The organism is Streptomyces wedmorensis, from assembly GCF_000716445.1.
In the GTDB taxonomy this organism is placed as follows: Bacteria; Actinomycetota; Actinomycetes; order Streptomycetales; family Streptomycetaceae; genus Streptomyces; species Streptomyces wedmorensis.
On record NZ_JNWK01000088.1, the window covers coordinates 1 to 20,417 of the forward strand.

Below are 20,417 nucleotides of genomic sequence, written 5' to 3' on the forward strand. Positions count from 1 at the left end.
GGCCCTGGCCCCGCCCCCCGGGGCCCGGAGGATGGCACCTCCGCCCCCCCTGCCCCACACACGCCCCTCCGCACCTCAGCATCACCAGGAGAAACGATCATGGCCTCGACCTCCGTCAGCCGCGTCGTGCCCGCCTCGCCCCAGAAGGTCTGGGACCTCGTCGGCGGCTTCGACTCCCTCCCCGACTGGCTGCCGTACATCCCCGAGAGCACCGCGCTCGAAGGCGGCCGGGTCCGCCGCCTGGTGAACCCCGACGGCGACGTGATCATCGAGCGCCTCGTGGACTTCAGCGAGGCCGAACGGCACTACAGCTACGCCATCCTCCAGGCGCCGTTCCCCGTCGCCGGTTACGTCTCCACCCTCCGCGTGCACACCGTGCCCGGCCGTGACGACCTCGCCGAGGTCCAGTGGTCCGGACGCTTCGACCCGGACGACGTGACCGACGCCGAGGCCGAGGACCTCTTCGCCGGGATCTACCGCGACGGTCTCGAAGCCCTCCACCAGGCCCTCTCGGCCTGACTCCGCCCAGTGCCGTGCCGACCACCGGACCGGGTACGCCGCCGGACCGGGTACCTCCCGCGTACCCGGGCCGCGGGGCGGCGGGGACGGGCCCGGGACGATCGCGTCACGCCGGCCGGTGTCACCCCACCGCCCCGCCCCTGTTGCGCGGGGCCGCTCATGGCGGATGGTTGCAGAGGGGGCCGATGGCACGAGGAGGCACGTCATGGGCATCGCCACCGTGAACCCCGCGACCGGCGAGACGCTGCGCACCTACGAGGCCCACGGGCCCGAGGAGGTCGAGCGGCGGATCGCCGCCGCGCACGAGGCGTACCGCCAGTACCGCACCACGTCGTTCGCCGAGCGCGCCCGGCTGATGCGCGCCGCGGCGACGCTCCTCGACGAGGACACCGAGGACATCGCCCGCATCATGACGCTGGAGATGGGCAAGCCGATCGCCGCGGCCCGGGCGGAGGTCGGCAAGTGCGCCAAGGCCATGCGCTGGTACGCGGCCAACGCGGAGGAACTGCTCGCCGACGAGCACCCCGCCGAGAGCGACGTCCAGGACTCCGGCGCCGACCTCGCCCGCGTCCACTACCGGCCGCTCGGCCCGATCCTCGCGGTCATGCCGTGGAACTTCCCGCTCTGGCAGGTGATCCGCTTCGCCGCGCCCGCCCTCATGGCGGGCAACACCGGCCTCCTCAAGCACGCCTCGAACGTGCCGAGGACCGCGCTGTACCTCGGCGACCTCTTCCGCCGTGCCGGATTCCCCGAGGGCTGCTTCCAGGCCCTCCTGATCGGATCCCGCGACGTGGAGGCCGTCCTGCGGGACCGCAGGGTCGTGGCGGCCACCCTCACGGGCAGCGAACCGGCGGGGCGGGCCGTCGCCGCCGTCGCGGGCGACGAGGTGAAGAAGACCGTCCTGGAACTGGGCGGCAGCGACGCGTTCATCGTCATGCCCTCCGCCGACATCGTCCGGGCCGTGAAGACGGCCGTCACCGCGCGCGTGCAGAACAACGGCCAGTCGTGCATCGCCGCCAAACGCTTCATCGTCCACCAGGACGTCTACGACGACTTCTCCGAGCGCTTCACCGCCGCCATGAACGCCCTCACCGTCGGCGACCCGCTCGACGAGTCCACCGACGTCGGCCCCCTCGCCACCGAACAGGGCAGGACCGACGTGGAGGAGCTCGTCGACGACGCCGTACGCCGCGGCGCCACCGCCCTCTGCGGCGGCCACCGGCCCGAGGACCCGGCGCTCGGACGCGGCTGGTACTACCGGCCCACCGTCCTCACCGGCATCACCCCCGAGATGCGGATCCACCACGAGGAGGCCTTCGGCCCGGTCGCCACGGTCTACCCGGTCCGCGACGTCGACGAGGCGGTGGCCGTCGCCAACGACTCCCCGTTCGGCCTCAGCTCCAACGTGTGGACCCGCTCCCCGGAGGACATCGCCTTCTTCGTCCGAGACCTGGAGGCCGGCGGCGTCTTCGTCAACGGCATGACGGCCTCGCACCCGGCCCTCCCCTTCGGCGGCATCAAGCGCTCCGGGTACGGCAGGGAACTCTCCGGCCACGGCATCCGCGAGTTCTGCAACGCGACGACCGTCTGGCAGCGCGCCTGACGCACACCCCCGGGCCTGCCGACAGGACCCCGGCCGCGCCGGGCGTCAGCACCGCGTCCACTCCGACAGCCGGTCCGCCGACCAGGTGTTGATCACCCGATCCTGCGGCACCCCGCACTCCTCGGCCCGGGCGCACCCCAGGATCTGCCACTCCAGCTGACCGGGCGCGTGCGCGTCGGTGTCCACGGCGAAGCAGGCACCCGCGTCCACCGCGAGGCGCAGGAGCCGGCGGGGCGGATCGAGACGCTCGGGGCGGCTGTTGATCTCCACGGCGGTTCCCGACTCGGCGCACGCGGCGAAGACCCGCTCGGCGTCGAACGCCGACTCGGGCCGCAGCCGCCCGCCGGCCACGAGCCGCCCCGTGCAGTGCCCGAGGACGTGCATCAGCGGATCGCGCACCGCGCGCTCCAGGCGGCGGGTCATCGCGCGCGCGTCCATCCGGAGCTTCGAGTGCACCGAACCGACCACCAGGTCCAGGCGGGCGAGCAACTCCCGCTCCTGGTCGAGGGAACCGTCGTCCAGGATGTCGCACTCGATCCCGGTCAGCAGACGGAACGGCGCCCACTCCTCGTTCAGCCGCGCCACCATGTCCAGCTGCTCCCGCAGCCGCTCCGGGGACAGGCCCCGCGCCACCGTCAGCCGGGGCGAGTGGTCGGTGAGGACCGCCCACTCGTGCCCGAGCGCCGCCGCCGCACGCCCCATGTCCTCGATCGTGGCGCCGCCGTCGGACCAGTCCGAGTGCAGGTGGCAGTCGCCGCGCAGGGCCGCCCGGAGCGCCTCGCCGCCGCTCCCCGTGCCGCCGGACGCGAGCGACTCCTCGAGTTCCCGCTCCAGCCCCGCCAGGTACTCCGGCACCTGACCGGCCAGGGCCTCGCGGACCACCGCCGCGGTCTTCGGCCCGAGGCCCTTCACACCCTCCAAGGTGCCCGCGGCGGCGCGCCGGGCCGCCTCGCCCTCGGGCAGCGCGGCGAGTGCGGCGGAGGCCGTCCGGAAGGCCTTCGCCCGGTACCCGGGGGCCTGGGCGCGCTCCAGGAGGAACGCGATCCGGTTCAGCGCGGCCACAGGGTCCATGACGTCCCTCCGCAGTCCTCAGGTGCCGTTCGCCGTGACGTCGGCCGGCACCGTCGCCGGACCGATCTCGCACCACACGGCCTTGCCCTCGCCCCGCGGCTCGACCCCCCACCGGGAGGCGAGCGCGTCGAGGAGGAGCAGTCCGCGCCCCGAGGTGGCGGCCTCCCCGGGAGTACGCCGGCGGGGCCAGGCGCTCGACCGGTCCTGCACCGAGAGCCGTACCCGCCGCACCGGCTCGGGCAGCACCTCGAGGGTCAGCACCGCGCCGCCCTCGGTGTGCAGCAGCACGTTGACGAGGAGTTCGCCCGTCAGCAGCTCGGCGTCGTCGGACAGCTCCGGCATGCCCCAGTCGCTGAGCGCCTGCCCGACCGCCGCCCGCGCGTCCGAGAGGCCCTGCGGATCGGCCTGGTGGATGTACTGGTGGATGCGCGGTGCCCGGGGCGTGCCGGGGTCCGGGCTGCGCCGCAGCACCAGGAGCGCCACGTCGTCGCCCGAGCCCCAGCGTTCCCAGAGCCGCTCGGAGAGGTGGTCGGCGAGGGCCTCCGCCTGCGGCGGGCCGCTGCTGATCGCCTCCGAGAGCGCGGCCAGACCCGCGTCGATGTCGGAGTCGGGCTGTTCGACGAGCCCGTCCGTGCAGAGCACCAGCGTCTCCCCGGGAACCAGGTCGAGCCGGGTCTCCGGGAACTCCTCGTCCCCGAACACCGTCGCCAGGCCCAGCGGCAGGCCGCCCCGCAGCTTGGGCTGCCCGACCCGGCCGTCGGTGTGCCGGATCATCGGACCGAGGTGCCCGGCCCGTACGGCACGCAGGGTGCCGCTCGCCAGGTCGACCTGCGCGTACGTGCACGTCGCGAAGCGGTCGGTGTCGAGATCGGCGAGAAACCGGGAGGCGCGGGCGAGCACCGTCGACGGGGCGTGGCCCTCGCCCGCGTACGCGCGCAGGGCGATCCGCAGCTGCCCCATGATGGCGGCGGCGTGCGTGTCGTGGCCCTGGACGTCGCCCACGACGATGCCGACCCGGCCGCGGGGCAGCGCGATCACGTCGTACCAGTCGCCGCCGACCTGCCGGCCGCTCCACGCCGCGTGGTACCGCACCGCGATCTCGCCGCCGGTGATCTGCGGGATCCGCCGCGGCAGCATCGTCGACTGGAGCCCGGTCGCGAGCTCCCGCTCCTCGTCGAAGAGGATCGCCCGCTGGAGCGACTGGGCGACGATCGCCGCGAGCCCCAGTGCCAGGTTGCGTTCGTCCGGGTTGAACGCGGTGCGCCCCCGGTAGAAGAGCGCCATGCCACCGAGCGAACGGGCCTGCGCCACCAGCGGCAGGTAGCACGCGGCCCGGAACGGGAGCCGCTCCACGTACGGGGCGAGCTCCGGGAAGTCCCGCCCGAGCGTCGGGAACGAGGGGACGAACCGGGGCCGCCCGCTCAGCACCGCCTCGGCCAAGGGCAGCCCCCGGTCGAGCCGCCGGGTGCGGAAGTCGTTCAGCACGTCCAGCGAGTCGCCGCTGAGCGCGATGACGTTGAGGGAACCGTTCTCGACGAGCCCGAGTGCGAGCCCGTCCGCGCCGAGCCGCGCCAGCCCGCCGGGACCCGTCAGGGCGGCCGTGACGTCGTCCACCGTCACCGCCCGCGACAGCGCGTTCGTCGTGCGCTCGACGATGCTCGTCTGGACCTCGCGCCGCTTCTCCAGCTCCTGGACGAAGGCGAAGTTCGTGACCTCGGCGGTCGTGTCCCGCACGATGCCCACGATCCGCCGCGCCCGCCCGTCAGGGGACCGCAGGATCCGCGCCTGTACGTGCGTCCAGTGGGGTGACCCGTCGGCCTGCGGGATCGGGAAGTGCGCCGTGTACGAGACCGCGCCGCTCCTGACGGCCTTCCGCACGACCTCCTCCAGCCGCGACCGCTCCTCGGGAGCCAGGCGCGCGACGAGCGAGACGGGCCGCCCGTCGTGGTCCGCCGGGGCCAGCCCGAAGACCAGCAGCCCCGACTCGTCGACATCGATGGTGCCCGTGTCGAGATCCCAGTCGAAGCTGCCGGTCCGGTTCATGGCGAGCCACTCGGCGGGCCCGATCTCGCCATTGCGCGCATGCCGGTCGTCATCGGTCATCCCCCTCATTGTCGAACCCGCACCCCGTCGACGCCATGGCGGTGACACGGCGTGGCGCGAGTTCGCCGGACCCGAGCCGGATCCGGGCGCGCGGGCGACGAGCCGGTTCCCGGGCGCCCGGGAACCCCGTGCGCCGGACCCGGGCCGGGCCGAGGCGCGCGGCGACCCCGCCGTGGTGGACCCGCGCCCGGCCCGGACGCCCGGAAACCCCGTGATCCTCCGGCCCCCGCCGGGGCAGAATGAGCCGGTGCAGCCGCCCTACCGCGTTCTCGGTCCGTGCCAGGCCCTCCGTACCGACGACGGGAAGGAGGCCGTCCTGGGCGGTGCCAGGCTCCGGGCGCTGTTCACCGCGCTTGCCGCGGCGGGCGGGCGGGCGGTGGTTCCCGGCGCGCTGATCGACCAGGTGTGGACCGACGGCGACACGGCCGACGGACAGGACCGTACGGCGGCGCTCCAGGCCCTCGTCGGGCGCCTGCGCAAGGCCCTCGGCAGGGAGGCCGTCGTCTCGACGCCCGGCGGTGGCTACCGGCTCGCCGGCGGTCCGGACGCCGTCGACCTCCACCGGTTCGAACGGCTGGCCGCCGAGGGAGCCGCCGCCCTCGCCGACCGGCACCCCGAGCGGGCGGCCGCGCTCCTCGACGAGGCGCTGGACCTGTGGCAGGGGCCCGCCCTCGCGGACCTGCCCGGCCGGGACACCGACCCCCTGGCCGTACGGGTCACCCGACGCCACGCACAGGCGCGCCGGGACCGCCTCGCCGCCGACCTCGCCCTCGGGCGGGCCGCCACCGCCCTCGCCCCGCTCGCCGCCCTCGCCGCCGGCGAACCGCTCGACGAGCCCCTCCAGGCCCTCCGGATCCGCGCCCTGCGCGAGGCCGGCCGCCCCGCCGAGGCCCTGGAGGCCTACGAGGAGGTACGCGCGACCCTCGCGGACCGCCTGGGCACGGACCCCGGCCCCGAGCTGCGCTCCCTGCACGCCGAACTCCTCACGGCGGACGCGCCCGGGTCGGCGGCGCCCTCGGGTGGGCACGCGGCGGCGGGGTCCGGCTCGCAACCGGCGGCGCGGCCCGGTTCGCGCGTGGCTGCGTCGCCCGGCGCGCGGGCGGCCGACGGGCCCGGCCCGCACGTGCGGGCACGGACCCCCGGGTACGCGGGCGTACCCGTCCTCCCGGCGCGGCTGACGTCCTTCATCGGCCGTGACGAGGAACTGGACGTCCTCGCGGGCGCGTGGGACCGGCGGCGGTTGCTCACCCTCACCGGGCCGGGAGGAGTGGGGAAGACGCGGCTGGCCCTGGAGGCGGCCGAGACCTACGAGGGCCGGGTCCACCTGGCCGAACTCGCGTCCGTCCGCGACGGGTCCACGGTCGCCGCTGCCGTTCTCACCGCGCTCGGCGCCCGCGACACCCAGCTCTGGCACCGCCCCGCCGTCGCCGAGCCCGACGCGGCGGACCCGTACGCCTCCCTCGTGGAGCACTGCGCGGGACGCCGGATGCTGCTCGTCCTCGACAACTGCGAGCACGTGGTCGACGTGGCGGCGGACCTCACCCAGGCGCTGCTCACCCGGTGCCCCGGTGTGACCGTCCTCGCGACGAGCCGGGAACCGCTGGGCGTGCCCGGCGAGGCGGTGCACCCGCTGGGGCCGCTGCCGGCGGATGCGGCGCTGCGACTGCTCGGCGAGCGGGGCGCGGCGGCGCGCCCGGGGTTCGCCGTGGAGGAGGACACGAAGGCCGCGCAGGAGGTCTGCCGCCGCCTCGACGGGCTGCCGCTGGCGATCGAACTGGCCGCGGCCCGGCTGCGGATGCTGACCCTGCGCCAGATCGCGGACCGGCTCGACGACCGGTTCCGGCTGCTCACCTCGGGCGCGCGGACCCTGCTGCCGCGCCAGCAGACGCTGCGGGCGGTGGTGGACTGGTCGTGGGACCTCCTCGACGACGTGGAGCGCGCGGTCCTGCGGCGGCTGTCGGTGTTCACGGGCGGGTGCGATCCGGCGGCGGCCGAAACGGTGTGCGCCGACGGGGACCCCGGCGGTTTCCACGGCGCGGCCGGGGACCTCCCCGCCGACGGGGCCCCTGGTGGCGTCCACGGCGCGGCCGCCACTTCCGGCGGGGAGATCCCCGGCGGTGTCCACGGCGCGGCAGTCACCTCTGACGGGGCCGTCGGCGGTGGCCACCGTGCGGCCCCCACCGCCGACGGGGAGGCACCCGCCGCCGTCCACCGCGCGGCCGCCCCCGCCGACGTCCTGCACGTGCTCGGCGCGCTGGTCGACAAGTCGCTCGTGGTCGCCGTGCCGGGTGAGGCCGGCATGCGGTACCGGCTCCTGGAGACCGTCGCGGAGTACGCCGGGGGGCGGCTCGACGAGGCGGGGGAGCGGGCTGTGACCGAGCACCGCCACCTCACGTACTACCGCGAGCTGGCCCGCCGTACCGACCCGGAACTGCGCGGTGCGGGTCAGGTCGAGGCGATCGCCCGCTTCGAGCGCGAGCACGACAACCTGCGGGGCGCGCTGCGGACGGCGGTGCGGCGCGGGGACGAGCAGGAGGCGCTCTGCCTGGTGCACTGCCTCGGCTGGTTCTGGCAGCTGCGGAACCACACGGTCGACGCCCGGACCTGGGCCGTGGAGGCGGCCCGGCTGGGCCCGGACCCGTTCCGCGAGCCCGTCCGTGCGGCCGGGCCGTTCGACGGCCGGTGCGTGGACGTGCCGCCGCCGTGGACCGGCGAGCGGCTGTGGGAGGCGCGGCGCGGCGGGCAGATGTACGCGCTGGCGACCGAGGGAGGCGAGGGCGCCACCGCACTCGAACGGCCGGGGACGCACGCCCGGCTCGCGGCGCTCGTCTCCGCGTACCGTCCCGGTCTGCCGCAGACCTGCCGCCAGCCGGCGACGATGTGGTACTTCGCCCGCCTCATGACCGGCGAGCTGCGCACGCTCGACGAGACGCTGGCGCTCACCGTCGCCGACTGCCGCGACCACGGCACCGGCTGGGAGCTGGGCTTCGCCCTCCTGATGCGGGCCAAACTCCTGGGCCACGGTCCCGACGACGCCGCCGAGGCCCTCGCCCTGTTCGAGGCCGCCGGGGACTCCTGGGGCACCGCCGAATCCCTGTCGGCCCGGGGCGAGGCCTACGAACGCGCCGGGCGGCTCCCCGAGGCGGCCGCCGACTTCGAGCGCGCCGCCCGGGCAGCCGCGCGCGTCGGCGCCCGCTCCCAGGTGCCCGTCATCACGGCGCGCCTCGCGGCCGTACGGCTCCGGCTCCGTCCCGAGGGCGACGCGGCGGCCGAGCGGCTCCTCGTCGAGGCGGCCGAGGAAGCGGGGCAGTGGGGCGCCGAGGCCGCCGGCACGGGGCGGCTGCTGCTCGCCCAGCACTACGCCCACACCGGCCGCGTCCCGCTGGCCCGCGCCCAGCTCGACCTCGTCGAGGGAGAGTTCGGTGAGGTCACCCCCGCGCTCTTCTGGGGCCTCGTGGGCGGCGTGCGGGCCTGGCTCGACTGCCTCGACGGCGCGTACGACGCGGCCGTGACGCGGCTGGCCCGCGCCGTCGAGGACGTCGAGCCCCTCGCCCGTCTCGTCGCCCCCTACCTGCTCGTCGCCCAGTGCGCGACGGCCGCCTGGGCCCTGGGCGGACGCGGCGGGCCCGGCGACGCCGAGGCCGGTGCACGGCTGCTCGGCGCGTACGACAGCCACGACGGCTCCCACGGCGGCGGCGGGTTCCGCCCCTTCACCGCCCGGACGGAGACCGCGATCCGCGCCCGCGCCGAGGAGACGCTCCGCGCGGCCCTCGCCCCGGAGACGTACACCCGCCTTCACACGCAGGGCGGTGCGCTGCCTCTCGCGGCCGCCGCCGACCTCGTCCGGAATCCGGGGGAGATCCCGCATGCCTGACCACTACGCATTCCGCGTCGCCACCCGCAGGGGCGACCTCCACCTGATCTGGCGGCTCGGTGAGGGGAACGACCACGACACGCCGGCCGTCGACGACGGCCGAAGGCTCCTCGCCTTTCACGAGGCCGAGGCCCTCCAGGGCCACTGCGAACGCAAGGGGTGGGACCTCGTGGCGGACGCGGAGTCGGTGCTGGACCTCGAAGCGGTCCGGGAGTCGATCGAGGAGGCCGCCCGGGACCCGCGTGCGCGCACGGTCCCGACGGGGCTGCTCCTGGACGCCTGGAACTTCTTCGAGGACCTCGCGCGCAGCGTGGACACCACCACGGCCCTTCCCGCCCAGGGCGCGGTGCACGACGCCGCCTACGACCGGTTCTTCGACGCCGCCGACGGGGGAGTCCGGTCGGACGAGGAGGCCGCCGCCGCGTGGGGGCTCCTGCGTGCGGGCCTCGACGTCTGGGAGGAGGCGGTCCGCGACGCCATCGTCCCGGACGCGGCCCTGCTCACCCGTACGACGGAGTCCGTGCGGTCCGTGCCGCCGTCGTGACGCTCCTCGGGGGGCCGCCCCGGATGCGGTCACGGTGGCCGGACACGACAATGGCCAGTGCCGGAAGAAACGTAGGAGGCGGCATGAACGCAGAGCCCGACAAGACGTCCCTGGGGGACTTCCCGACGCCCGACCGGCTGCTGCACGCCGGGTCGGAGGGTGAGTTCACGGCGGAGGACATCGTCCTCGCCTCCGGCCGTGACGTGAATCCGAAGAGCCTGGCCTGGGCGGAACGCCGCATGGCGGAGAAGGGGCGCGCCTCGATGGACGAGCTCCTGCCCTAGGCCCGCGCCACAGGCCCGGCCTGTCCACGATTCCCGTGATTCCGTGATCGCCCTCGGTCCCGGATCGGTCGCCCCGATCCGGGACCGAGGGCGTTTCCGGCAAGGGTGTACGACGGCTGCCGCCGTCCCGAGGCTTCCGGACGACGGCTGCCGCCGTCCGGAGGGTTCCACATTTATGGAACACGTTCTACCGTGGCGGCCGTCGCGCGTCGCACCACGCCCAGGCGCGCGGCGCACCGAGGACGGCGCAGGGCGCCGCCGCAGGACGCCGCCACGGGAGGCCCCCATGCACCTCGAGTACACGCCCGAGCAGAACCGTCTGCGCGCCGAACTCCGCGCGTACTTCGCCGAACTGGTCCCGGACGACTTCCACACCCGCTACGAGGACCCGGCCGCGCAGAAGCGCTTCTACCGCGAGACCGTGCGCCGGCTCGGCGGCGACGGCTGGCTCGGAGTGGGCTGGCCGACCGAGTACGGGGGCCGCGGGCTGACCCCGATGGAACAGTTCATCTTCTTCGACGAAGCGGCACAGGCGGGCGTGCCGCTGCCGCTCATGGCCCTGAACACGGTCGGGCCGACGATCATGCGGTACGGCACCGACGAGCAGAAGGCGTACTTCCTGCCCCGGATCCTCTCCGGCGAGATCGACTTCGCCATCGGCTACAGCGAACCCGACGCGGGCACCGACCTCGCCGCCCTCAAGACCCGCGCGGTACGGGACGGCGACGAGACCACCGGCCACTACACCGTCAACGGCCAGAAGATCTGGACCACCAACGGCGACACCGCCGACTGGGTCTGGCTCGCGGTCCGCACCGACCCCGACGCCCCGCCCCACAAGGGCATCACCATGCTCCTCGTCCCGACCGACGACCCCGGTTACTCCTGCACCCTCATCAACACCCTCGCCTCGCACGACACCACGGCCAGCTACTACGACGACGTCCGGGTCCCCGCGTCCCGCCGCGTCGGCGAGGAGAACAAGGGCTGGCGCCTCATCACCAACCAGCTCAACCACGAGCGCGTCACCCTCGCCGCCCACGGCACCATGGCGATCCGCGCCCTCCACGACGTGCAGCGCTGGGCCGCCGCGACCCTCCTCACCGACGGCCGCCGCGTCATCGACCTCCCCTGGGTCCGCCGCACCCTCGCCCGGACCCACACCCGCCTCGACGCGATGAAGCTCCTCAACTGGCAGATGGTCAACGCCGTCCAGCAGGGCACCCTCACCCCTCAGGACGCCTCCGCCGTCAAGGTCTACGGCTCCGAGGCCCGCCGCGACGCCTACGCCGCCCTCATGGAGGTCGTCGCCGCCGCCGGAGCCCTCAAGGAGGGCTCCGCCGGCGCCGTCCTCCACGGCGAACTCGAACGCGGCTACCGCTCCGCCGTCATCTTCACCTTCGGCGGGGGCAACAACGAGATCCAGCGCGAGATCATCTCCTGGATCGGCCTCGGCATGCCCCGGGTCCGCCGGTAGGCGTCAAGGTCAGCGGTACTCGCAGAGGTACGCGGTGTCGACCTCGACCTCGATCTGGAACTTGCTGTCGCCGGGGACCTCGAAGCGGGTGCCGGCGCCGAAGGTCTGCCAGTCCGCGGCGTCGGGCAGCCTGACGGTGAGGGCGCCGCTGACCACGTGCATGGTCTCCGGGGCCGCGGTGCCGAACTCGTAGGAACCGGGGGCCATGACGCCGATGGTGGCCGGGCCCTGCTCCTGGGTGAAGGCGATCGACTTGACCGTGCCGTCGAAGTACTCGTTGACCGTGAACATGGGCATCCTCTGGGGAAGCGGGGGAAGGGGGAGTGGGCAGGACGTCGCTGGCCGGCCACAGGAAAGTCGACTTTACCGACGGGGGTTCGCGTCGGCCGTGCTGACCACGCCTCGGACAGCCCCGCGATCCGTGCACCGGCCCGCCAGGGGAGGCGGACGACCCCTGCCCGGTGGACGGGGCGCGGCGTAGCCTGAACTCCATGAGGCAGGACGGTGATCCAGGGCTTTTCGGGCCCCGCTCCGTGACGTGGCAGCTGCACTCCGACCCGGTGATGTGGATCGCCGGGGTCAGGGCGTTGTGGTTGCAGGCACTGCACCCCGTCGCCGTCCGGGGCGTCATGATCAACAGCAGTTTCCGGGAAGACCCCTGGGGGCGGCTGATGAGGACGGCGACCTTCGTCGGCACGCTCAGCTACGGCGCCGCCGAGGCGGCGGAGGCGGCCGGCGCCCGGGTCCGCCGGATCCACCGGCTGCTCGGCGTAGACGACCCCGAACTGCTGCTCTGGGTCCACTGCGCCGAGACCGACTCGTACCTGTCCGTCGCGCGCCGCTCCGGCATCCCGCTCACCGACGCGCAGGCCGACCGTTACGTGGCCGAGCACCGCACCTCGGCCCGGCTCGTCGGTCTCGACCCCGACGCCGTCCCCGCGTCCACCGCGCGACTCGCCGCGTACTTCGAGGCCGTACGACCCCGGCTGGCCGCCGGACCGGACGCCCGGACCGTCGAGGACTTCCTCCGCCGCCCGCCAGTGAAACCCGCCCTGGTCCCGGCGCGCGAGGTGATCTGGCGGCGCGTGACCGCACTCGCCTACGACACCCTGCCCCCCTACGCCCACGCGCTCTACGGCCGCCCCGCCCCGCCCGCCGAGACCGTCACCCGCCGGCTGGTCGCCACGGCCAACCTCCTGCGCCGCGTCCCCGCCCGGCTGCGCTGGCGGCTGCCGCCCCGCCAGATCCTGCGCGCCGTCGAACGGCTCGGCCCGGAGACCCGACCCGATCCGTACGCGCGCCTCGGCCCGTAGGCCAGGCCCGACCCGTACGGGCGGCTCGGTCCCGACACGTACCCCGCCCCGTATTCACTGTCGGACCCGGCGGCCATACTGGAGGAGCCGAGCAGGCAGTACGGAAATCGACGGGGGCGACGGCACACGATGGGGGACTCGAGACTGATCCAGGGCCGGTACCGCCTGCACGAGGTGATCGGCCGCGGAGGCATGGGCGAGGTCTGGCGCGCCACCGACGAGGCGCTCGGGCGCGGCGTCGCCGTGAAGTGCCTCAAGCCGCTCGGTCCGCAGCAGGACCCGCAGGTCCTCGCCGTGGTGCGCGAGCGCTTCCGGCGCGAGGCCCGGGTGGCCGCGGCGCTCCAGCACCGGGGCATCACCGTCGTGCACGACTTCGGCGAGTACGACGGCGTCCTCTTCCTGGTCATGGAGCTCCTGGAGGGCCGCAACCTCAGCCAGCTCCTCGCGGCCAACGCCCAGCAGCCGCTGCCCGTCCAGGACGTCGTCGAGATCGCCGACCAGGTCGCCGACGCCCTCGCCTACACGCACGGACAGGGGATCGTCCACCGCGACCTGAAGCCCGCCAACATCATGCGGCTGCGGGACGGCACCGTGAAGATCTGCGACTTCGGGATAGCGCGCCTGGGCGCCGACATGGGCTTCACCTCGAAGCTCACCGGGACCGGCATCGCCATGGGCACCCCCCACTACATGTCCCCCGAGCAGATCGGCGGCAGCGAGGTCGACCACCGCAGCGACCTCTACTCGCTCGGTTGCGTGCTGTACGAGCTGGCCACCGGCGCCCCGCCCTTCGACCTCGGCGACTCCTGGGCCATCCTCATCGGCCACCGGGACACCGTGCCGCGCCCGCCGCGCGCCCTCCGCGCCGAGCTCCCGCCCTTCTTCGACCACCTCGTCGTCAACCTGCTCGCCAAGGTCCCCGAGGAGCGGCCCTCCCACGCGGGCGACCTGCGCCGCCGCATCGCCGTGGGCCGCGTGTCGACGGTCCTCGACCCCGGTGCCACGCCCCCTCCGCCCGGCCCGTGGCCCGGCGACACGGCCCCGTACCCGGTCCCGGGCCGACCGCCCGTCGGTCCCGGCGCGCCCGGGCCCACTCCCGGCTACGGCCCCGCGCCCGCTCCCGGCTACAGCTCCGCGCCCGGTCCCGCGCCCGCGTGGGCGCGGGGGATCGGCGGCGGACACCGGCCCGCGGCCGAAGGCGACGGCGCCGCGCCGCGCCCCGCCGCCCACGACCCCGCCGCCGCCGTGCTCACCACCGAGTGGACCACCGGCGGCCACGCGCCGGACGGGCCCGCGTACCTGCCGGGCGTGCCCACGCAGGCGCCGCCCCCGTCGCCGCGGACGCCCGTCGGACCCACGCCCGCTCCGCTCCCTGCGCAGGCCGCGGCCCCCGCCCCCTCGGCGGAGCTGGTCGCGGTGCTCGCCGGCCGCTACCGGGCGGGGATGGGACTCGGCCGGCTCGGCCGCTGGGGGGAGGCCGAGGCGGTGCACCGGTCCGTCGCCGAGGACCGCTCGCGGGCCCTCGGCGAGGACCATCCGGACACCCTGGCCAGCTCCTACGAGGTCGGGTTCGCCCTGGCCCGGCTCGACCGCCCGGCCGAGGCGCTGAGCGTCTTCGGGCGGGTCGCCGAGGCGCGTGCCCGGGTCCTCGGCGAGGACCACGCGGACACCCTGGCGGCGCGGCAGGAACGGGCGTACGCGCTCGGCCGCCTCGGCCGGCACACCGAGGCGTACGAGCTGTACGCCGAGGTGCTCGCGGCCCGTGAGCGGACCGTGGGCCCGGACCACCCCGACACCCTGCGCTGCCGCCACAACCTGGCGTTCACCCTCGGCCGCCTGGGGCGCCTGGAGGAGTCGTACCGCACGGCGCACGCGGTCGCGGAGGCGCGCGCCCGGCTGCTCGGCGAGGGCCACCCCGACACCCTGGTGACCCGGCACGAAGTGGCGTACACCCTCGGGAGGATGGGGCGCGGGCAGGAGGCACTCACCGAGTACCGCGCGGTGGCCGACGCCCGTGCCGCCGCGCTCGGTCCCGAACATCCCGACACCCTCGCCGCCCGCTACGAGACCGGGGTCTGCCTCGGTCGCCTCGGCCAGGCCGCGGACGCCCTCGACGTCTGCCGCGACCTCGTCGCCGCCCGTACCCGCGCACAGGGCGCCGACGCCCCCGAGACCCTGCGCGTACGCCACGCCCTCGCCGTCAACCTCGGCCGGCTGGGCCGCTGGCCGGAGGCGCTCGCCGAATCCGAGACCGTGCACGCCGACCGGGCGCGGGTCCTGGGCGAGGAGCACCCGGACACCCTCCTCAGCCGCCGCGAGGCCGCCGTCGCCCTGGGCCGGCTCGGCCGCTGGGAGGAGGCCCTGGACTCGCACCGCGCGGTCGCAGCCGCTCGCACCCGGCTCCTCGGCCCCGCCCACCCCGACACCCTCGCCGCCCTCGACGACGAGGCCCACTGCCTGGAGCGCCTCGGCCGCCACGCCGAGGCCGCCGCCCTCCACCTGCGAGCCGCCACCCCACCCCCGACCTGACCCGCCGAAACCCGCCACGCCCGCCGCGCGCTCTTCCCCGGTCGTCGTGCCCGTGTGAGCATGAGCCATGACCGCCCTCGACGCACTCCACGGCGCCCCGTCCGCACCCCGTTCGTACGACGCCGTGATCGTCGGCGCGGGCCACAACGGCCTGGTCGCGGCCGCCTATCTGGCCCGTGCCGGGAAGAGCGTCCTGGTCCTGGAGCGGCTCGGCTCCACCGGCGGGGCCGCCGTGTCGACGCGGCCGTTCGCCGGGGTCGACGCCCGGCTGTCGCGGTACTCGTACCTGGTCTCGCTGCTGCCGGAGAAGATCGTGCGGGAGCTCGGGCTGCGGTTCGCGGTGCGGAAGCGGTCCGTCTCCTCGTACACGCCGAAGGGCGACGGCGGGCTCCTCGTCGGAGGCGGGGCGGACCGCACGCGCGCCTCCTTCGCCGCGCTCACCGGCTCCGACCGGGAGTACGAGGCCTGGGAGGCGTTCTACGCCCGTACGGCCAGGGCCGCCCGCCGCATCTTCCCCACCCTCACCGAGCCCCTCCCGACCCGTGCGGCACTGCGGACCCGTGTCGACGACGCCGAGACCTGGCGGATGCTCTTCGAGGAACCCATCGGCGTCGCCGTGGAACGGCACTTCGCCGACGACCTGGTGCGCGGAGTCGTCCTCACCGACGCCCTGATCGGCACGTTCGCCGACGCCCACGACCCGGCCCTGTCGCAGAACCGCTGCTTCCTCTACCACGTCATCGGCGGCGGCACCGGCGACTGGGACGTGCCCGTCGGGGGCATGGGCGCGCTCACCGACGCCCTCGCCGGAGCCGCGCGCGAAGCCGGGGCCCGGATCGTCACCGGCCACGAGGCGACCCGGATCGAGACCGACGGGCGCCGCGCCGCGATCACGTACCGCACCGCCGACGGCGAGGGCACGGTCGAGGCGGAACACGTCCTGGTCAACGCCTCCCCGCAGGAACTCGCGGCCCTGCTCGGCGAGACGGCCCCGCCCGCGCCGGAAGGCGCCCAGCTCAAGGTCAACATGCTGCTGACGCGGCTGCCGAGGCTGCGCGACCGCGGCGTCGACCCGCGCGAGGCGTTCGCCGGGACCTTCCACATCGCCGAGGGGTACGGCCAGTTGGCCGCCGCGCACGCCGAGGCGGCCGCCGGGCGGCTGCCCACCGCCCCGCCCTCGGAGATCTACTGCCACTCCCTCACGGACCCGACGATCCTGAGCCCCGGACTCGCCGCCCGGGGCCACCAGACCCTCACCCTCTTCGGCCTGCACACCCCGGCCCGGCTCTTCCGCGCCGACAACGACGGCACGCGTGCCGCGCTCCTCAAGGCGACCCTCGACCAGCTCGACGCCCACCTCGACGAGCCGATCGCCGACTGCCTCGCCCTCGACGCGGAGGGGCGGCCCTGCATCGAGGCGAAGACCCCGCTCGACCTCGAACGCGAACTGCGCCTGCCGGGCGGCCACATCTTCCACCGCGACCTCTCGTTCCCGTACGAGGCCGACGGCACCGGGCGCTGGGGCGTCGAGACCCGCCACGCCAACCTGCTGCTGTGCGGGGCCGGCGCGGTCCGGGGCGGCGGAGTGAGCGGTGTCCCCGGCCACAACGCGGCGATGGCGGTGCTCGGAAGTTGACGCGTGGCGGCCTTCCACCGGGGGTGTGAAGCTGATCTGCGAGCGCGCTTAAGAAATCCTCGATGGACCGCGAGCGCGACGTACGGAAGATTCTCTTCCAGGGATCATGGGCGCGCAGTCGTGCCCGCACCCCCGCATCACAGGACACGCACGTCGGGAGCCGTTGCATTGAAGGCGCTGGTCAAGCTGAAGGCGGAGCCGGGACTCTGGCTCACGGACGTGCCCGAGCCGGAGACCGGCCCCGGGGACGTTCTCATCAAGGTCAAGCGGACCGGTATCTGCGGTACCGACCTGCACATCCGCTCCTGGGACGGCTGGGCGCAGAAGACGATCGCCACGCCGCTGACGATCGGCCACGAGTTCGTCGGCGAAGTCGTCTCCGTCGGCCGTGACGTCTCCGACATCGCCGTCGGCGACCTGGTCAGCGGCGAGGGCCACCTGGTCTGCGGCAAGTGCCGCAACTGTCTGGCCGGCCGCCGCCACCTCTGCCGCGCCACCATCGGCCTCGGCGTCGGCCGTGACGGCGCCTTCGCCGAGTACGTGGCGCTGCCCGCCACCAACGTCTGGGTGCACCGCGTCCCCGTCGACCTCGACGTCGCCGCGATCTTCGACCCGTTCGGCAACGCCGTGCACACGGCGCTCTCCTTCCCGCTGGTCGGCGAGGACGTCCTCGTCACCGGTGCCGGCCCGATCGGCATCATGGCCGCCGCCGTCGCCAAGCACGCCGGCGCCCGCAACGTCGTGATCACCGACGTCAGCGAGGAGCGTCTGGCCCTGGCGCGCAAGACGGGCGTCACGCTCGCCCTCAACGTCGCCGAGCAGACCATCGCCGACGGCCAGCGCACCCTCGGGCTCAAGGAGGGCTTCGACGTCGGCCTGGAGATGTCGGGCAACCCGCACGCCATGCGCGACATGGTCGCCAACATGACCAACGGCGGAAAGATCGCCATGCTGGGCCTGCCCAGTGAGGACTTCGCCGTCGACTGGGCGAAGATCGTCACGTCCATGATCACGGTCAAGGGCATCTACGGCCGTGAGATGTTCGAGACCTGGTACGCCATGTCGGTGCTCCTGGAGGCGGGCCTCGACCTCGCCCCCGTCGTCACCGGCCGGTACGCGTACACCGACTTCGAGGCCGCCTTCGACGACGCGGCCTCCGGCAAGAGCGGCAAGATCATCCTCGACTGGACTGCGGGAGCCTGACCCATGTTCGATTCCGTACGCGACGACATCCGTGCCACCCTCGAAGAGATCCGCGAGGCCGGGCTCCACAAGCCCGAGCGCGTCATCGGCACCCCCCAGTCGGCCACCGTCGCCGTCACCTCGGGCGGCCGTCCCGGCGAGGTCCTGAACTTCTGCGCCAACAACTACCTCGGCCTCGCCGACAACCCCGAGATCGTCGCCGCCGCCCACGAGGCGCTCGACCGCTGGGGCTACGGCATGGCGTCCGTCCGCTTCATCTGCGGCACGCAGGAGGTGCACAAGGAGCTGGAGGCGCGCCTCTCGGCCTTCCTCGGACAGGAGGACACGATCCTCTACTCCTCCTGCTTCGACGCCAACGGCGGCGTCTTCGAGACCATCCTCGGCGCCGAGGACGCGGTCATCTCCGACGCCCTCAACCACGCGTCGATCATCGACGGCATCCGCCTGTCCAAGGCCCGCCGCTTCCGCTACGCCAACCGCGACATGGAGGACCTGGAGCGCCGGCTCAAGGAGGCCACCGAGGGCGGCGCCCGGCGCAAGCTGATCGTCACCGACGGCGTGTTCTCCATGGACGGGTACGTCGCCCCGCTCGCCGACATCTGCGACCTGGCCGAGCGCTACGACGCCATGGTCATGGTCGACGACTCGCACGCGGTCGGCTTCGTCGGCCCCGGCGGCCGCGGCACCCCCGAACTGCACGACGTCATGGACCGCGTCGACATCATCACCGGCACCCTCGGCAAGGCCCTCGGCGGCGCCTCCGGCGGCTACGTCGCGGCCCGTGCCGAGATCGTCGCCCTGCTGCGCCAGCGCTCGCGCCCGTACCTGTTCTCGAACACCCTCGCCCCGGTCATCGCCGCCGCCTCCCTCAAGGTCCTCGACCTCCTGGAGTCCGCCGGCGACCTGCGCGAGCGCCTCAACGCCAACACGGCGCTCTTCCGCTCCCGCATGACCGAGGAGGGCTTCGACATCCTCCCCGGCGACCACGCCATCGCCCCCGTCATGATCGGCGACGCCGCCGTCGCCGGCCGGATGGCCGAGCTGCTCCTGGAGCGCGGCGTGTACGTGATCGGCTTCTCGTACCCGGTCGTGCCGCAGGGCCAGGCCCGCATCCGCGTGCAGCTCTCCGCCGCGCACTCCACCGAGGACGTGAACCGGGCCGTCGACGCCTTCGTCGAGGCCCGCGCCGCCCTCGCCGCCTGACGGCGGAAGCCGGGGGCCCTGACGGCCTGAGCAGGGCCCCGGTACTGCGAGACTAGGAACATGATCGAAGCGCGGCGGTTGCACATCCTCCGTGCGGTGGCCGACCACCGCACGGTCACGGCGGCGGCCGCCGCGCTCTATCTCACCCCCTCCGCGGTCTCCCAGCAGCTCGCCGCCCTGGAGCAGGAGACCGGTCACCGCCTGGTGGACCGCAGCGCCCGCGGCGCGCGCCTCACCCCGGCCGGCGAGATCCTGCTGAGCCACGCCAACGCCGTCCTCGCCCAGCTGGAGCAGGCCGAGTCCGAACTCGCCGCCTACGGTTCGGGCGAGGCCGGTACGGTCACCGTCGCCGCGTTCGCCACCGGCATCGGCCTCGTGGTGGCCCCCGCCATCAGTGCGCTGGCCGACTCCGCCCCCGGCATCCGGGTACGGGTGCGGGACGCCGAGGGCGACGAGAGCCTCATGATGGTCCTCGACCGGCAGGTCGACGTGGCCGTCGCGGTCGAGTACCGGGGCGCCCCGGGCGAGGACGACGCCCGGCTCACCCGCGTCCCGCTCTACGCCGAGCCCTTCGACGCCGTCCTGCCCCCCGGCCATCCGCTGGCGGCCGCCGAGCGGGTCGCGCTCGGCGACCTCGCCAAGGACGCCTGGATCGGCCAGTCTGTCGGCAACCCCTGTCGCGACGTGACCGTCCTGGCCTGCGAGTACGCCGGGTTCGCCCCGCGCCTGGAGCACGCGTCCGACGACTTCCGCGCCGTCGTCGCCCTCGCCGCGGCCGGCGCCGGCGTGGCACTGGTGCCGCGCTCCGCCCTGCGAGGCATGGAGCTCACCGGTGTGGAGGTCCGCCCGGTCGACGGCGTCGCACCCACCCGCCGCGTCTTCGCCGCCGTCCGGCGCGGCGCGGAGGAACACCCCTTGATCAGCCCCGTCCTCGCGGCACTCGGCGACGCGGCCGGCTCCTAGGGCCTGTCTGAAAATTCCCGTCGGGTCCGGCCCGCCCGGCACGCACGCTCGCCGCACGGCCGAAACGCCCCAGTGGCTCCGCTACGAGGGCGCCC

General features: G+C 74.6%; 15 protein-coding genes. 12 read left to right on the top strand and 3 right to left on the bottom strand.

Annotation, left to right across the window (positions count from 1 at the left end):
* Nucleotides 1-99 precede the first annotated feature (99 nt).
* Both OO54_RS38580 and OO54_RS38585 read left to right on the top strand, forming a co-directional pair.
* The gene (locus OO54_RS38580) at nucleotides 100-519 is read left to right on the top strand and encodes an SRPBCC family protein (RefSeq protein WP_033211866.1); all 420 of its coding nucleotides are present in this window, start codon (nucleotides 100-102) and stop codon (nucleotides 517-519) included.
* Between the two features lie 205 nt (nucleotides 520-724).
* Entirely contained in the window at nucleotides 725-2,122 is a 1,398-nt protein-coding gene (locus OO54_RS38585; protein WP_033211868.1) for an NADP-dependent succinic semialdehyde dehydrogenase, read from the top strand.
* A gap of 45 nt (nucleotides 2,123-2,167) precedes the next feature.
* Here OO54_RS38585 and OO54_RS38590 read toward each other — a convergent pair whose 3' ends face one another.
* Complete coding sequence (locus OO54_RS38590) at nucleotides 2,168-3,193, bottom strand: PHP domain-containing protein (protein ID WP_033211870.1); 1,026 nt, start codon at nucleotides 3,191-3,193, stop codon at nucleotides 2,168-2,170.
* 18 nt (nucleotides 3,194-3,211) lie between these two features.
* Nucleotides 3,212-5,296, bottom strand: a complete 2,085-nt coding sequence (locus OO54_RS38595) for a SpoIIE family protein phosphatase (RefSeq protein ID WP_033211872.1) — start codon at nucleotides 5,294-5,296, stop codon at nucleotides 3,212-3,214.
* 247 nt (nucleotides 5,297-5,543) lie between these two features.
* On the opposite strand from OO54_RS38595, the gene OO54_RS38600 reads away from it, so the two are divergent.
* From OO54_RS38600 to OO54_RS38615, 4 genes are all read left to right on the top strand, one after another.
* Nucleotides 5,544-9,170: an AfsR/SARP family transcriptional regulator gene (locus OO54_RS38600; protein WP_033211874.1), complete on the top strand. Its 3,627-nt coding sequence runs from the start codon at nucleotides 5,544-5,546 to the stop codon at nucleotides 9,168-9,170.
* The gene (locus tag OO54_RS42800; RefSeq protein WP_063738371.1) at nucleotides 9,163-9,714 is read left to right on the top strand and encodes a hypothetical protein; all 552 of its coding nucleotides are present in this window, start codon (nucleotides 9,163-9,165) and stop codon (nucleotides 9,712-9,714) included. Before OO54_RS38600 ends, OO54_RS42800 begins: the two co-directional genes overlap by 8 nt.
* An 83-nt stretch (nucleotides 9,715-9,797) precedes the next feature.
* Nucleotides 9,798-9,998 (top strand): hypothetical protein, encoded by a 201-nt coding sequence (locus tag OO54_RS38610; RefSeq protein WP_033211877.1) that lies wholly within the window; start codon nucleotides 9,798-9,800, stop codon nucleotides 9,996-9,998.
* 286 nt (nucleotides 9,999-10,284) lie between these two features.
* Nucleotides 10,285-11,475 (top strand): acyl-CoA dehydrogenase family protein, encoded by a 1,191-nt coding sequence (locus tag OO54_RS38615; RefSeq protein WP_033211879.1) that lies wholly within the window; start codon nucleotides 10,285-10,287, stop codon nucleotides 11,473-11,475.
* Nucleotides 11,476-11,484: 9 nt separating this feature from the next.
* Here the strand turns inward: OO54_RS38615 and ppnP are convergent, their stop codons facing one another.
* The gene (gene ppnP / locus OO54_RS38620; RefSeq protein ID WP_033211881.1) at nucleotides 11,485-11,766 is read right to left on the bottom strand and encodes a pyrimidine/purine nucleoside phosphorylase; all 282 of its coding nucleotides are present in this window, start codon (nucleotides 11,764-11,766) and stop codon (nucleotides 11,485-11,487) included.
* A gap of 200 nt (nucleotides 11,767-11,966) precedes the next feature.
* Between ppnP and OO54_RS38625 the strand changes: the two genes are divergently transcribed.
* From OO54_RS38625 to OO54_RS38650, 6 genes are all read left to right on the top strand, one after another.
* Entirely contained in the window at nucleotides 11,967-12,788 is an 822-nt protein-coding gene (locus tag OO54_RS38625; RefSeq protein WP_033211883.1) for an oxygenase MpaB family protein, read from the top strand.
* A gap of 129 nt (nucleotides 12,789-12,917) precedes the next feature.
* A complete protein-coding gene (locus OO54_RS38630; protein ID WP_033211885.1) occupies nucleotides 12,918-15,317 on the top strand; it encodes a serine/threonine-protein kinase in 2,400 nt (799 codons plus the stop codon).
* Between the two features lie 67 nt (nucleotides 15,318-15,384).
* Nucleotides 15,385-16,953: a phytoene desaturase family protein gene (locus OO54_RS38635; RefSeq protein ID WP_051787785.1), complete on the top strand. Its 1,569-nt coding sequence runs from the start codon at nucleotides 15,385-15,387 to the stop codon at nucleotides 16,951-16,953.
* Nucleotides 16,954-17,121: 168 nt separating this feature from the next.
* Complete coding sequence (gene tdh, locus OO54_RS38640; RefSeq protein ID WP_033211887.1) at nucleotides 17,122-18,156, top strand: L-threonine 3-dehydrogenase; 1,035 nt, start codon at nucleotides 17,122-17,124, stop codon at nucleotides 18,154-18,156.
* A gap of 3 nt (nucleotides 18,157-18,159) precedes the next feature.
* On the top strand, nucleotides 18,160-19,359 hold the full coding sequence (locus OO54_RS38645; RefSeq protein ID WP_033211889.1) for a glycine C-acetyltransferase: 1,200 nt from the start codon (nucleotides 18,160-18,162) through the stop codon (nucleotides 19,357-19,359).
* A gap of 60 nt (nucleotides 19,360-19,419) precedes the next feature.
* Complete coding sequence (locus OO54_RS38650; protein ID WP_033211890.1) at nucleotides 19,420-20,322, top strand: LysR family transcriptional regulator; 903 nt, start codon at nucleotides 19,420-19,422, stop codon at nucleotides 20,320-20,322.
* The last annotated feature ends 95 nt before the right edge of the window (nucleotides 20,323-20,417 follow it).

What these genes read in the sequence shown, in the direction of transcription:
- OO54_RS38615 (WP_033211879.1), top strand. Translation starts at nt 10,285, where the DNA reads ATGCACCTCGAGTACACGCCCGAGCAGAACCGTCTGCGCGCCGAACTC.
- OO54_RS38595 (WP_033211872.1), bottom strand. Translation starts at nt 5,296, where the DNA reads ATGACCGATGACGACCGGCATGCGCGCAATGGCGAGATCGGGCCCGCC.
- OO54_RS38650 (WP_033211890.1), top strand. Translation starts at nt 19,420, where the DNA reads ATGATCGAAGCGCGGCGGTTGCACATCCTCCGTGCGGTGGCCGACCAC.
- OO54_RS38630 (WP_033211885.1), top strand. Translation starts at nt 12,918, where the DNA reads ATGGGGGACTCGAGACTGATCCAGGGCCGGTACCGCCTGCACGAGGTG.
- OO54_RS38635 (WP_051787785.1), top strand. Translation starts at nt 15,385, where the DNA reads ATGACCGCCCTCGACGCACTCCACGGCGCCCCGTCCGCACCCCGTTCG.
- OO54_RS42800 (WP_063738371.1), top strand. Translation starts at nt 9,163, where the DNA reads ATGCCTGACCACTACGCATTCCGCGTCGCCACCCGCAGGGGCGACCTC.
- OO54_RS38585 (WP_033211868.1), top strand. Translation starts at nt 725, where the DNA reads ATGGGCATCGCCACCGTGAACCCCGCGACCGGCGAGACGCTGCGCACC.
- OO54_RS38645 (WP_033211889.1), top strand. Translation starts at nt 18,160, where the DNA reads ATGTTCGATTCCGTACGCGACGACATCCGTGCCACCCTCGAAGAGATC.
- OO54_RS38625 (WP_033211883.1), top strand. Translation starts at nt 11,967, where the DNA reads ATGAGGCAGGACGGTGATCCAGGGCTTTTCGGGCCCCGCTCCGTGACG.
- ppnP (WP_033211881.1), bottom strand. Translation starts at nt 11,766, where the DNA reads ATGTTCACGGTCAACGAGTACTTCGACGGCACGGTCAAGTCGATCGCC.
- OO54_RS38610 (WP_033211877.1), top strand. Translation starts at nt 9,798, where the DNA reads ATGAACGCAGAGCCCGACAAGACGTCCCTGGGGGACTTCCCGACGCCC.
- OO54_RS38590 (WP_033211870.1), bottom strand. Translation starts at nt 3,193, where the DNA reads ATGGACCCTGTGGCCGCGCTGAACCGGATCGCGTTCCTCCTGGAGCGC.
- OO54_RS38580 (WP_033211866.1), top strand. Translation starts at nt 100, where the DNA reads ATGGCCTCGACCTCCGTCAGCCGCGTCGTGCCCGCCTCGCCCCAGAAG.